Origin of the sequence: Kribbella sp. NPDC000426, assembly GCF_040300265.1 — a bacterium.
In the GTDB taxonomy this organism is placed as follows: domain Bacteria; phylum Actinomycetota; class Actinomycetes; order Propionibacteriales; family Kribbellaceae; genus Kribbella.
Map to the genome: position 1 here is coordinate 252,373 of NZ_JBEPDK010000007.1, position 13,089 is coordinate 265,461.

General features: G+C 67.6%; 10 protein-coding genes. 4 read left to right on the forward strand and 6 right to left on the reverse strand.

What is annotated here, in order from left to right; all coding sequences use genetic code 11:
- Positions 1 to 3 precede the first annotated feature (3 nt).
- On the reverse strand, positions 4 to 903 hold the full coding sequence (locus ABT313_RS32800) for a GlxA family transcriptional regulator (RefSeq protein ID WP_350861813.1): 900 nt from the start codon (positions 901 to 903) through the stop codon (positions 4 to 6).
- Positions 904 to 1,116: 213 nt separating this feature from the next.
- Here ABT313_RS32800 and ABT313_RS32805 point away from each other — a divergent pair, with 213 nt between their 5' ends.
- Positions 1,117 to 1,902 carry a dienelactone hydrolase family protein gene (locus ABT313_RS32805; protein WP_350861815.1) on the forward strand — a complete coding sequence of 262 codons (786 nt, stop codon included), beginning with the start codon at positions 1,117 to 1,119 and terminating at the stop codon, positions 1,900 to 1,902.
- Between the two features lie 29 nt (positions 1,903 to 1,931).
- Positions 1,932 to 2,567 (forward strand): MSMEG_1061 family FMN-dependent PPOX-type flavoprotein, encoded by a 636-nt coding sequence (locus ABT313_RS32810; protein WP_350861817.1) that lies wholly within the window; start codon positions 1,932 to 1,934, stop codon positions 2,565 to 2,567.
- A gap of 5 nt (positions 2,568 to 2,572) precedes the next feature.
- Here ABT313_RS32810 and ABT313_RS32815 read toward each other — a convergent pair whose 3' ends face one another.
- On the reverse strand, positions 2,573 to 3,106 hold the full coding sequence (locus ABT313_RS32815; RefSeq protein WP_350861819.1) for a helix-turn-helix domain-containing protein: 534 nt from the start codon (positions 3,104 to 3,106) through the stop codon (positions 2,573 to 2,575).
- Between the two features lie 55 nt (positions 3,107 to 3,161).
- Between ABT313_RS32815 and ABT313_RS32820 the strand changes: the two genes are divergently transcribed.
- On the forward strand, positions 3,162 to 4,076 hold the full coding sequence (locus tag ABT313_RS32820; RefSeq protein ID WP_350861821.1) for an alpha/beta hydrolase family protein: 915 nt from the start codon (positions 3,162 to 3,164) through the stop codon (positions 4,074 to 4,076).
- Between the two features lie 7 nt (positions 4,077 to 4,083).
- Here the strand turns inward: ABT313_RS32820 and ABT313_RS32825 are convergent, their stop codons facing one another.
- The 3 genes from ABT313_RS32825 to ABT313_RS32835 all read right to left on the reverse strand — a co-directional run bounded on the left by ABT313_RS32825 (position 4,084) and on the right by ABT313_RS32835 (position 9,069).
- Positions 4,084 to 5,550 carry an ATP-binding protein gene (locus tag ABT313_RS32825; protein ID WP_350861822.1) on the reverse strand — a complete coding sequence of 489 codons (1,467 nt, stop codon included), beginning with the start codon at positions 5,548 to 5,550 and terminating at the stop codon, positions 4,084 to 4,086.
- The gene (locus ABT313_RS32830; RefSeq protein ID WP_350861824.1) at positions 5,550 to 7,211 is read right to left on the reverse strand and encodes an FAD-dependent oxidoreductase; all 1,662 of its coding nucleotides are present in this window, start codon (positions 7,209 to 7,211) and stop codon (positions 5,550 to 5,552) included. Before ABT313_RS32830 ends, ABT313_RS32825 begins: the two co-directional genes overlap by 1 nt.
- A gap of 103 nt (positions 7,212 to 7,314) precedes the next feature.
- Complete coding sequence (locus ABT313_RS32835; RefSeq protein ID WP_350861826.1) at positions 7,315 to 9,069, reverse strand: chitinase; 1,755 nt, start codon at positions 9,067 to 9,069, stop codon at positions 7,315 to 7,317.
- A gap of 247 nt (positions 9,070 to 9,316) precedes the next feature.
- On the opposite strand from ABT313_RS32835, the gene ABT313_RS32840 reads away from it, so the two are divergent.
- Positions 9,317 to 12,301 (forward strand): S8 family peptidase, encoded by a 2,985-nt coding sequence (locus ABT313_RS32840; RefSeq protein ID WP_350861828.1) that lies wholly within the window; start codon positions 9,317 to 9,319, stop codon positions 12,299 to 12,301.
- Here ABT313_RS32840 and ABT313_RS32845 read toward each other — a convergent pair.
- Entirely contained in the window at positions 12,298 to 13,041 is a 744-nt protein-coding gene (locus ABT313_RS32845; protein ID WP_350861830.1) for a hypothetical protein, read from the reverse strand. The genes ABT313_RS32840 and ABT313_RS32845 overlap by 4 nt on opposite strands.
- Positions 13,042 to 13,089 lie beyond the last annotated feature (48 nt).

Here is a 13,089-nt window from a genome sequence, read left to right on the forward strand (position 1 = left end):
CACCTAGCCCGGGGGACGCCGGAACTGTGAGCGGTACTCCCCCGGTGCCTTGCCGGTGTGCCTCCGGAACAGGCGGCTGAACGAGGCGGGGTCCTTGTACCCGACCTCACCGGCTATGCGAGCCACCGTCTGGGCGGTCGTCTCCAGCAACCGGCTGGCCCGGCGTACCCTCGCGGCCTGCAGGTACTCGAGCGGAGTGGTGCCCGTTGAGTCGCCGAATCGACGGAGCAGTGTCCGGGAACTGACGTGGAGCTCACCGGCCAGTCGCTCCAGGTCGTACGCGGCATCGAGGTGCTGGTCCAGCCAGCGCTTCACGTCGTCCGCGAAGGTCGAGCCGGCGGCGGGAAGGACCGACTGGTCGACGTACGGCGCCTGGGAGGCCCGTGCGTCGTCCACCAACGCGATCCGGGCGGTGGTCCGGGCGATGGACTCGCCGCTGTGCCGGCGGATCAGGGTGAGGGCGAAGTCGTACATCGCGCTGAACGCGGCGGTCGTCGTCACGCCCTGATCGGTGACGACCAGTTGATCGGCTCGGACGTCGACTGTCGGGTAGCGGCGCGCCAGCTGGTCGGCGTACAGCCAGGAGGTCGTGGCCGTACGGCGATCCAGCACGCCGGCCTCGGCGAGCAGGAAGGCGCCGATACACAACGAAACCACCGCACCGCCACCAGCCGCGTGCGCCCGGATCGCCGCCAGCTCCGGCCCGAGGCGGGACAGCACGCCGGCGACGTCCACCGGCGGTCCGACCTCGAACCCAGGCACGACCAACACATCCGACGGCCGCAGCGGAGCGACATCCATCCGCACGTCCCCTGACGCGATCACCCGACGCCGCGGCGACACAACCCGCACGTCGTACACCGGCTCAAGTGCTCCCCGCACCTGCGCAACCCGCGTAGCCATGGTCAGCAGATCCGGCACGCCATGCACTTCCGACGCAAAACACCCCGGATACGCCAACACCGAGACCCGAACCGCCACCACCTGGCGAGATTAACCAACACCTTGGCGATCCCGCCAGTAGCCACCCATCCACCCAACCGACACCCTCAACCCATGCCCCCTCACCACTCGACCTCCCTCGATGACTCGCTCGATGACTTTGAGCATCGGGTGGTGGAGGTTGACGGGGTTGCCAAGACGGTGCACGTGATCGGCTCGGGGCCGGCGGTTGTGATGATGCCGGAGATGCCGGGGATCAGCCCGGATGTCGCCCGGCTCGCGAGGTGGGTGCGGGATGCCGGGTTCACCGTGTTCGTCCCGTCGCTGTTCGGGGTGGATGGCGCCTATCCGACGGCCGAGGACGGCGAGAAGATCATCCGAAGAGCTTGTGTGAGTGCGGAGTTCAGCGCGTTCGCCGGCGGCGGGACGAGCCCAGTGAGCGCCTGGCTGCGTGGGCTCGCCCGGATCGCACTTGCCGAGGCAGGCGGACCAGGCGTGGGCGCGATCGGCCTCTGCTTCACCGGCAACTTCGCCCTCACGATGGCACTCGAGCCCGCGGTCATCGCTCCGGTCGTCAACCACCCGTCACTCCCGCTGGACGCCCCAGGCGGGCTCGAACTCTCACCCGCCGACGCGGACGCGCTGGCAGAGCGGTTCCAGCGCGGAGACCTGCAGGTGCTCGCCTACCGATTCCAAGGCGACCGCTGGTGCACCGGCCAACGCTTCGCGGCGTACCAACGCCTCCTCGGCGACGCCTTCCTAGGACGCGTGCTACCCGCCGACGCCGCGAACCCGGACCCGCCGCCGTTCTTCCGCGACGTCGTCGGCTGTGCGCACAGCGTCGTGACAGCCCATTTCGTCGACGAAGCCGGCCACCCCACGGTACGAGCCCGCGACGAGATCCTGGCGTTCCTCACCGCCAAGCTCCATGTCACATCCGCGGACTCCAGCGCGTCCTAGTCACGACAAGTCCAAGAGGGAGGCATGACGTGAGCAAGTGGGACGAACTGCCCGAGGTACGCAGCGTGGCCGAGCTCGAGCGATTCGGTACGCCGGACCCGATCCCCCGGGACAAGGTGGAGTCGCGGCTGAGCGACGTACATCGCGAGTGGATCGACGGCACGCCGCTCATCTTCGTCGCCACGTCCTCGCTCGACGGCCGCTGCGACGTCTCACCCAAAGGCGATCCGCCCGGATTCGTGAAGGTCCTCGACGAGGTCACGCTCGCGATCCCGGAACGCTCGGGCAACCGCCGGATGGACGGCTTCCACAACATCCTCGAGAACCCACACGCCGGCGTACTCTTCGTGATCCCCGGACGCCCCGAGACCCTGCGCGTGAACGGCCGCGCCCGCATCGTCACGGACGGGCCGTTCTTCGACGACATGGTCGTGCGCTCCCATCGCCCGCCACTCGCGCTGGTCATCCACGTCGAGGAAGCGTTCTTCCACTGCCCGAAGTCGTTCGCCCGTTCACGGACCTGGAAACCCGACACCTGGACCCCGACCGCAGTCCGCCCGTACGCCGAGATCGCCCAGGCCCTCTGGCGCCGCACCGAATCCTTGGAGTCGATCGAGGCCCGCAACCACCCCGACCTCCTCGAAGCCCAGCTCTACCAGCAATAAACAGGTCAGCTGTCGCCTTCGACCGGGAAGAGGATCGGGCTCAACAGGTACCGGGATCGCCCGGGAGCAGCTTCGTTCGACAACGCCGGGAGGATCGCGGCGCGCATGCCCTCGATCAGCTGGTGCAGCTCGTCCTCGCTGAGCCAGATGCCGTGCTGGCGGTAACCGACGAGATCAGCCAGCGGATCCGCTCCCTCATGGTCGAGGTACGTATTGAACTCGGCCACCAGCGCGGCCATCGCGACAGCGAACGCGCGCCGGTGATCGTCGACGGTCACCTGCTCGAGCTCGGCCGGCGTAATCGACGCGCGCTCCTGCCGCAGCCGGAAGCGGCGCTCGACCGCCCCGCGCACCCGCCGCTCCTCCGCGACCTCGAGGATCCCGCCCTCGGCAAGCAGCTCGACGTGCCGGTACAGCGTCGCCTTCGAGACATCGGCGATCCGCTCGCCGAGCTCGCCGGTGGTCAGCTCCCGGCCGCCGCGCAGCGCGTGGACGATCCGCAACCGCACCGGATGACCCAGCAACTCCAACGGACCCATGGCGAAACAATCTCACGTCGTGCTAACTTTCTCAAACATTGAGAAAGGTGCTGCGATGACCGCATGGACTCCCCCGCCGTACGCCGACCCGACCGCCTTCATCGAGCAGGACATCGTCCTCGATGCGGCCGGTCAGACCGTGCCCGGCACGCTCACGCTCCCGAGCGAACCGCCCCGCATCGGCGTCGTACTGCTGGCCGGCGGCGGACCCTTCGACCGCGACGAGACCGCCGGACCGAACAAGCCGCTGAAGGATCTCGCCTGGGGCCTGGCCACGCGGGGCATCGCCGTACTGCGGTTCGACAAGATCACCGCGAACCGGCCTGAAGCGATGGCAGCACCCGGTTACACGATGACCGCGGAGTACGTGCCGCACACGATCGCCGCCGTACGCGCGCTCGCCGAACACGTCGACCGGGTCTTCATCGTCGGCCACAGCATGGGCGGGAAGGTCGCGCCGAAGATCGCCGCGGACGAGCCGTTGGTCGCGGGCCTGGTGATCATGGCCGGCGACACCCAGCCGATGCACCACTCGGCCGTCCGTGTGATGCGCTATCTCGCGGAGACCGGAGCGGTACCAGCCGAGACGATCGCGGTGTTCGAGAAACAGGCCGCGATGGTCGACAGCCCAGACCTGGCCTCCGCCTCGCCGATCGACCTGCCGTTCGGTATGCCAGCGTCGTTCTGGCTGGACCTCCGCGAGTACGACGCGGTCGCGACCGCCGCGAAACTCGACGTACCGATCCTTGTCCTGCAAGGCGGTCGTGACTATCAGATCACCGTCGCCGACGACCTGCCCGCGTGGCGCGACGGCCTTCCCGACGCGACGATCAAGATCCTCGAGGCCGACAACCACGTGTTCATCCCCGGGACCGGCCCGTCGACCATGGCCGACTACGCGATCCCGGGGCACGTGGACCCGGAGGCCCTCGACACCATCGCCACCTGGTTGCTAACAGCAACCAGGTGACGGCGGCTCAGGACAGCAGCGCAGGGTCAGATTCCAACTCCCGCTCGGGATCGAGCGGAAGAACGATCTTGAACACCGTCCGGCCGGGCTCGGACTCGACCCGCAGGTCGCCGTGGTGCTTCTTCACGACGATGCGCCACGAGATGTCGAGGCCCAGGCCGGTGCCCTCGCCGATCGGCTTGGTGGTGAAGAACGGCTCGAAGATCCGCCGCCGGATCTCTTCCGGGATGCCGGGACCGGTGTCGCCGATCTCGACGACCGCGTAGGCGCCGTCCCGCCGGGTCCGGATCGTCAGCGTCCCGGATCCGCCCATCGCGCTGACCGCGTTGTCGATGATGTTCGTCCACACCTGGTTCAGCTCCGCGGCGTACGCCGGGATCTGCGGCAGCTCGGGATCGAAGTCCTTCACGATCTCGTACCCCTGGAGCTTGCCCGACATCATCACCAGCGTCGACTTCAGCAACTCCCGCAGATCAACGGTCTGGTACGGCGCGCGGTCGATCTGCGAGTACTGCTTGGCGGCGCCGACGAGGGTCGAGATGCGCGTGACCGAGTCGTCGATCTCGTTCATCAGCGACTCGGTGTCAATCGTGTACATCAACCACCGCACCGCGCCCTCGAGGTACTTCGGCCCGACGGCCGTCAGGACCTCTTCCATCCACGGCACGTCCAGCCCCGCCGCGGCCAGCACCGGGGCGATGTCCCAGCTGGCCTGGACGTCGTGGTCGTCCAGCCAGTCGGTCAGCGCGTCCTCGCGATCGGACAACTCCATCGGCGGGACGTCTTTGTCCTTGTTCTTGTCCAGCCGCTCGACCGCGTCGTCCTGGAGCGCGACGATCTGGTGCAGCTTGGTCGCGTCCAGCGTGCCGTCGGCGAGCATCGCCAGCTTCGACCGCATCCCGGAGACCCGCTGCCGCAGTGTGGCCGCGGCCCGGACCGCCGCGGCGGCCGGGTTGTTCAGCTCGTGGGTCAGACCGGCGGACAGCGAACCGAGGGCGAGCAACCGCTCCCGCTCACCCAGCGTCTCGTTGGTCCGGCGCATGCCCATCACGAAGCCCTCGATCAGGTGCACCGCCATCGGGAACCACGTGTTCATCATCGTCGCCATGGTCTCGGCGCCGATCACGAAGAACTCGGCCGGCTGGGTCACCTGCATCGTCGCCGTGTAGGACTTGTGGTCCGCGGCGCCGAAGAAGGCGTTGAAGGCCCCGGAGTACACCCCGCGCTGGCCGGTCCGGTTGATCTCGACCAGCTCACCGTGGGACAGCTTGCAGAGCCGGATCTCGCCGGACAGCAGGACGTAGCAGCAGGTCGCCTCGTCGCCCTCGTTGAAGACGATGCCGTCGGACCAGGTCTCGACGTACCCGGCCTCGGACAGCCATTGCAACTGCTCCTCGGTGAGGCTCTCGAAGAGGAACAGCGTGCGCAGTTCGTCGGGTGTCAGCCGCCGCGGCTCGACAGCCTGATCGGTCATCAGAGCATCTCCAGGTATCGGTGCACCAGTGTTACGGCCATCGCTCCGTCGCCGACCGCCGAGGCGACCCGTTTCACCGACTCGGCCCGTACGTCGCCCGCGGCGAACACGCCAGGCATGCTCGTCTCCAGGTGGTACGGCTCCCGCTCCAGCGGCCAGCCCGGCGGTCTGCCGGGCAGGTCGGGTCCGGTGAGGACGAAGCCCCGGTCGTCGCGGAGCAGGTCACCGGGCAGCCAGTCCGTCCGCGGAGCCGCGCCGATGAACACGAACATCCATTCCGTGTCCACCTCGCGCTTCTCCCCGGTCTCGCTGTTGAGCAGGGTGAGATGTTCCAGGTGCTCCGAGCCGATACAGGAAACGACCTGCGTGCAGGTGTGCACCTCGATGTTGTCGATCCCGTCGATCTGGTCGATGAGGTACGACGACATCGTCGCGGTGAGCGATGGTCCTCTTACCAGCATATGCACGCGCTTGGAATACCTGGAGAAATAGACCGCCGCCTGGCCCGCAGAGTTGGCCCCGCCGATGATGTAGACGTCCGATCCGGCGCACGCCGGTCCCTCGGTGGTGGCCGAGCCGTAGTAGATGCCGCGGCCGCACAGATCGTCGACGCCGGGCGCCTGGAGCGTCCGGTACGAGACGCCGGTCGCCAGGATCACGGAGTGCGCCGAGATCTGGCTGCCGTCAGCGAACCGCAACTGGCGGGCGTTCCCGGCCCTCTCCAGGCCGACAACCTGCCGGGTCGTCAGCAACTCCGCCCCGAACCGGACCGCCTGCCGCCTGGCCCGATCCGTCAGCTGTGCTCCGGACACTCCATCCGGGAAGCCGAGGTAGTTCTCGATGCGGCTCGACTGGCCGGCCTGGCCGCCGGTCGCCAGCTGCTCGACCAGGACGGTCCGCAGTCCTTCGCTGGCGCCGTACACCGCGGCGCCGAGGCCGGCCGGGCCGCCGCCGACCACAACCAGGTCGTAGAAGTCCTTGGCCGGCGCGGTGGACAGACCGACCTTGTTGGCCAGCTCGGCCTCGGTCGGCGCGACCATCACGGTGGCGTCGGCAGTGATCACAACCGGCAACGTCGAGCCGTCGACCTCCGCCGCGTCGAGGAGACGCTTGGCCTCTTCGTCGTCGACGTTGAGCCAGCGGTACGGCACCGCGTTGCGGGCGAGGAAGTCACGGGCCGCGAACGACGGCGCCGACCAGCGGTGACCGATCACCCGGGTCTCGTCGCCGGACGGCTCCGGGGTCGACTTCCACAGGTCGAGCATCGCGTCGACCACCGGATACAGCTTCTCCTCCGGCGGATTCCACGGCTTGAGCAGGTAGTGGTCGAGGTCGACCACGTTGATGGCCTGGATCGCAGCGTCGGTGTCGGCGTACGCCGTCAGCAGCACGCGGCGGGCGAGCGGGAACAGGTCCATCGCGGCCTCGAGGAACTCGATGCCGGACATCTGGGGCATCCGGTAGTCGGCCAGCAGCAGGGCGACGGGCTCGCCGCGGAGCTTGAGCTCCTTCAGCGCGTCGAGCGCCTGCGCCGGGTTCTCCGCCCGGACGATGCGGTTCTCCTCGCCGTACCGACGGCGGAGGTCACGGGCGATTGACCGGGAAACGCCGGGATCGTCGTCCACGGTAAGGATCACCGCGCGGGTCGTTGACGCTGTCATGTGTCCTTCATACCAGCGGAAGACCATAAACCGGGATCGGTAATCCACAGGCCCACGCCCGGTTCGCGAGGGGCTGATTCGCGAACCGGGCGCGAGGGGCGGCCTACGGGAGCGCGTCGAGGTACGGCGCGTGGCTGTTCTGGAACTCCCAGTTGTAGTAGTGGTCCCAGTTGATCGACCACGTCATCAGCCCACGGAAGCCCGGTGAAGTGCCGCCGCGGAGGCTGTAGCCGCCGCAGGTCTGGCCCTTCACCAAGCAGTCGAGCGCCTGCTGCACGGCTGCCGGGGCGGTGTAGCCGTTGCCCGCGCTGACTGCTGCCGGGAGCCCGATACCGATCTGGTCGTCGCGCAGTCCCGGGAACGTCTGTCCGGTGTTCGCCACCGGGAAACCGGCCTTGACCATGTCGGTCATGGCGATGTGGAAGTCAGCTCCGCCCATGTTGTGGTACTGGTTGTCCAGCCCCATGACCGGACCGGAGTTGTAGTCCTGGACGTGCAGAACGGTCAGCGAGTCCCGCAGCGCGTGGATGACCGGCAGGTACGAACCGGTCCGGTTGTCGCCGCCACCTGCGCCGCCGTAGAACTGGTAGCCGACCTGCACGAAGAACGTCTCCGGCGCCATCGTCAGGACGAAGCCGGACCCGTACTTGGCCTTCAGCGTCTTCAGCGCCGAGATCAGGTTGACGATGACCGGAGTGGTCGGGTTGCGGAAGTCGGTGTCACCCGCGTTGAGGTACAGCGAGTGCCCCTCGAAGTCGATGTCCAGCCCGTCCAGCCCGTAGCGGTCGATGATCGCGCTGACCGAGCTGACGAACGCGTCGCGGGCAGCCGTGGTGGTGAGCTGCACCTGTCCGTTCGCACCGCCGATGGAGATCAGTACCTTCTTACCGGCGGCCTGCTTGGCCCGGATAGCTGCGATGAACTCCGCGTCGCTCTCCACATTCGGGCACTCGGACGCAGGACACCTGTTGAACCGGATGTCTCCCGACGTGACGCTGGTCGGCTCCCCGAAGGCCAGATCGATGATGTCCCACTGGTCCGGTACGTCGGCCATCCGCACGTACCCGGATCCGTTCGCGAAGCTCGCGTGCAGGTAGCCGATCAGCGCATGCTTCGCGAGACCAGTGCTGGTGCAGCCTCCCGTCGTACTGCTGGTTGCCGCTGACTTCGGAGACTCACCGACGCTGTTGTACGCCGCCACCGAGTAGCTGTGGCTGCTGCAGGCCTGGAGCCCGCTGATCGTGGCAGCAGTCCCGGTGACGGTCTGGACGACGCTGGTTCCTTCATAGACCCGGTAACCGGTGACAGTGCCAGTCGCAGCCGGCCAGGTCAACGAGATGGCGGAGTTGGTGGCGCTGGTGACAGTCGGCGTACCAGGAGCGGACGGAGCACCCGGCGTACCGCCAGGACCGTCCAGACTGAAGTCATCCGCCTGGTACGCCGGTTGCCCGTACCAGCCGTGCACGTAGATCTGTGCGGACGTCTGACTCGCTCCTGTCGTAAAGGACAGACTCAGCTGCGTGTAGCTCGCCGCCGACGGCGTCCAGGTGGACGACCCACCTGTCACCCCGAGGTACACGTACGAGCCGCGCACCCAGCCGGACAACGTGTACGCCGTGTTGGGCTGCACCGACACCGTCTGGCTGCACTGCGCGTAGTCGGAGCTGGTCGCCGCACCGTTCAACGCATAGCCACCGCTGCGCGTCGGACTGCTGACCACCGAGCCGCCGGAGCAGCTCCAGCCACTCAACGACCCGGTCTCGAATCCCGGGTTGCTCAGAATGTTCGCCGCCTGCGCCGGCACCGTGACCCCGGCCAGCAGCACCCCAACCACCACAGCAAGCCACCGTGCACGCATGAGACCTCCTCGACGATGGATTTAGTAGAGAGCCTCCATAAATCCACGTCAATGCGTCACCCACGGCGGGAATCCGACGCTGTCGGGAACCGGCCGCCGCCGGATGGCGGGTTTTCGCCAGCGGCCAGTTGGAGCCAAAACCGTGTGGTCGGAGCGGCCGATTGGCAGGCTCTTCCGCGTCCGGGCTCGGGGGCGGGCGGCCGGGGCTACAGCCCACGGCCAGGACAACATGCCGTGGAGGCATCACGTGAACCATCCCAACCTGCGCAGGCGTGCCGCACTCTTGGCCGGCGCCGCGCTGATCACCACCGCCTTGGTGGCTCCACCAGGATCAGCAACACCTCCCCCGACCCCGCAGGGCCGGTCGAGCTTCGCACCGGGCCGGTACGTCGTGACGCTGGCCGACAAGCCGCTGGCGACGTACCAGGGCGGTGTGACCGGGCTCAAGGCCACCAAGCCGGCGGCCGGCCGCAAGATCGAGGTCAACAGCAGCAATGCGAAGGCGTACCGCTCCTTCCTGACCGGTAAGCACACACAGGTCGCGGCAGAGGTCGGAGCCAAGGTCGACCACGACTACTCGACCACTCTTAACGGCTTCGCCGCCTCGCTGACCTCCAAGCAGGTCAACGAGCTCAGCAAGACGCCTGGCGTCGTCTCCGTCGTACCTGACCAACTGCACGTCGCTCTGGACGACCGCAAGTCGACCGACTTCCTCAAGCTGTCCGGCAAGACCGGCGTGTGGAACGCGCTCGGCGGTACTGCGACAGCGGGCCAGGGCGTCGTGGTCGGCGTCGTCGACACCGGCATCTGGCCCGAGAGCGCCTCCTTGTCCGGCCCGAAGCTCGGTACGAAGCCGCCGACCGCGGCAGACCCGTACCGCCCCTACTTGTCGGGCTCGACGACCATCATGGAGAAGGCTGACGGCAGCACCTTCACAGGTAGTTGCGAGGCCGGCGAGGACTTCACCGCCGACCAGTGCAACACCAAGCTGATCAGTGCGAAGTACTTCGGCGACGGCTGGCTCAGCCTGGTCCCACCGGACCAGCGGGCCGACTACGTCTCGCCGCGCGACGGTGAGGGCCATGGGACCCACACCGCGACGACCGCGGCCGGCCGGGCCAACGTGGACGTCTCGGTCGGAGGTGTCGGCTTCGGTACGATCACCGGTGTCGCTCCGGCCGCCAAGATCGCTGTGTACAAGGCACTCTGGTCCGGCAAGGACGGACAGAACTCTGGCGGCCTCACCTCCGACATCCTCTCCGCCATCGACCAGGCGGTCGCGGATGGCGTCGACGTCATCAACTACTCGGTCGGCTCGATCTTCGAGTCCGAGCACACCGATCCGATCCAGCTGGCATTCCTGTCCGCAGCGTCGGCCGGTGTCTTCGTCTCCGCGGCCGGTGGCAACTCCGGTCCGGACGCGTCCACCCTCGACAACACCTCCCCGTGGGTGACCACGGTCGGCGCCAGCACGGTCGCGCCGTACGAAGGGACCGTCGTACTCGGCAACGGCCAGAAGTACGCCGGCCTCAGCACGACAGTGGCGATGCCGACCGGCAGCAAGCCGCTGGTCAGCCCTGCTGCGGTGAAGAACGCGAGTGCCAGCGACGCCGACGCACTGCTCTGTATGGCGAACACTCTGGACCCGAGCAAGACGGTCGGGAAGATCGTCGCGTGCGAGCGGGGTGTCAACGCTCGAGTGGACAAGTCCACCGAGGTGAAGCGAGCAGGTGGTGTCGGGATGGTGCTGCTCAACCTGTTCCCGCAGGACATGGTCGGCGACTCCCACGCCGTACCGACTGTGCATCTCAACGCACCGGACGCGCTGACGGTGAAGTCCTACGCTGCGCAGGACGGAGCGACGGCTGAACTCGTGCCGGGCAACACGACTACTTCCAAGACGCCGTACCCGCAGATGGCCGACTTCTCGTCGCGCGGTCCTTCGCTGGCGAGCCACGGCAACCTGCTGAAGCCTGACATCGCAGCACCTGGTGTGAACGTGCTGGCTGCGGTCGCACCGCCCACCAACAACGGACAGAGCTACGCGTTCCTCTCCGGTACGTCGATGGCCGCGCCGCACGTGGCGGGACTGGCAGCGCTCTACCTGTCGAAGCACCCGGACTGGTCGCCGATGGCAGTCAAGTCTGCCCTGATGACCACTGCCGGCAACGTGCTCACCGCCAGCGGAGCTGTCGACACCAACCCGTTCGACGCAGGTGCCGGTGAGGTGCAGCCCTCCAAGATGCTGGACCCCGGTCTGGTCTACGACTCGGGTGACGCGGACTGGCTGGGCTACCTGGAGGGCAGCGGCGTCAACACCGGCACGGGCGTACCTGCGATCAACCCGAGCGACTATAACGCTCCGTCGATCGCGGTCGGCCAGTTGCTGGGCACTCAGACCATCACCCGACGCGTGACCGCTGTGACTCCGGGCCTGTACCGGGCGACGGTCTCCGTACCAGGGATGAAGGCAGTGGTGACACCGTCGATCCTGAACTTCACCGAGGCCGGTCAGACCAAGACATTCACGGTGAAGCTCACTCTGGACACCGGTGACTCCGGTGCAACCACCAGCGGTTGGCTGACCTGGCAGGGCGCTGGGAAGACAGTGCGCAGCCCGGTCGTTGCCGTACCGACGTCCGTACTCGCTCCGACCGCAGTGTCCGGGTCTGGTGCTACCGGCTCGGTGTCGTACACAGCCACCTCAGGCGAGGCCGGCGCACCGATCCGCTCGTACGGCGTGGTGTCGGCTCCGCTGGTGCCCGGTGCGGTGCCCGCAGGTGCCGCGGACGCTGACCTGCCGGACTACCCGGTGACGGCGACCACGCAGACGAAGGCGGTGCAGTGGAACATCAAGACCGTGGACCCGGCCGGCAGCATCTGGCTGGTGCTCTACAAGGTCGTGAACGGTCAGAAGCAGTTCCTCTCGTTCGAGGGTGACGGCTCGAACCAGGCATCGGCCAGTGTGGCCGCACCTGCTCCAGGTGTCTGGGGCGTTCTCGCAATCACCCTGTCCAACCCGCCCGGTGCGGACACGACGGAGTACACGATGCAGACCAACGTGGTGACCGCCTCGTCGGGCAGCACGCTCAAGGTCTCGCCTCCGGTGGCTCCGGGCGCCTTCAAGCCCTTCCAGGTCACCGCGTCCTGGTCGGGCCTGCCGACCGACAAGCGCTCCACCGGCTTCGTCGAGTTCCCGAACCGGGCCGGGACGGTGGTGACGATCAACTAGATCCAGCGGCGGCGGGCGGCTTGAACGCCCGCCTGGAACCGGGTCTGCGCGCCGAGGGCATCCATCAGCGCGCGGACCCGGCGCTGGGTCGTCCGGGGACTGATCCGCAACCGCCGGCTGATCGTGTCGTCGGTTGCGCCACCCGCCAGCAGCATCAGGACATCCCGGTCCGGAGCACGCAGTGCTGCCACCTCACCGGTGGCCTCGAGCTCCGGCATCGGGACGGCCAGTCCCCACAGCATCTCGAATGTCGCGATCAGACCGTCGAGCAGACCGGTCGACCGGATCAGCAGATGACACTCCGCCGGCGCCCGCTTGGTCAACGCGACCAGGGCCATGTTGTCGTCGCCCAGCACCATCTTCATCGGCATCTGCGGCAGCACCCGGCTCTGCTCACCCGCCGTCCGCAGCTCCGGCAGCACCGACATGACCTCCTCGGACTCGAACACCTCGAACCCGTAGATCGCCCGGTACACCAGTCCGTCGCCCAACCGCTCCAGCTCGAGCTTCTGCTGCGACGCCGGCGGCGCCGAATACGGCCCGCGGTCGAGCGCCCGGATCTGCTCCCGGCAACTCCGCTGCATCTCCTCGTACGCCGCGAGCAGTGTCGGCCCGTCCTCGATCAGCTCGACCTGGTCCCCGCTCAGCACCGGATTCGCCCGAGCCGACCGCAACTCGTCCGCCACCAACCGAAGCCGGGCCACCTGAGCATCCAACTCATCCAGCGGATCAACCACCACCCGGATCACCCCTCACCGAACCAACCAAAACCCCTTCACACTAAACCG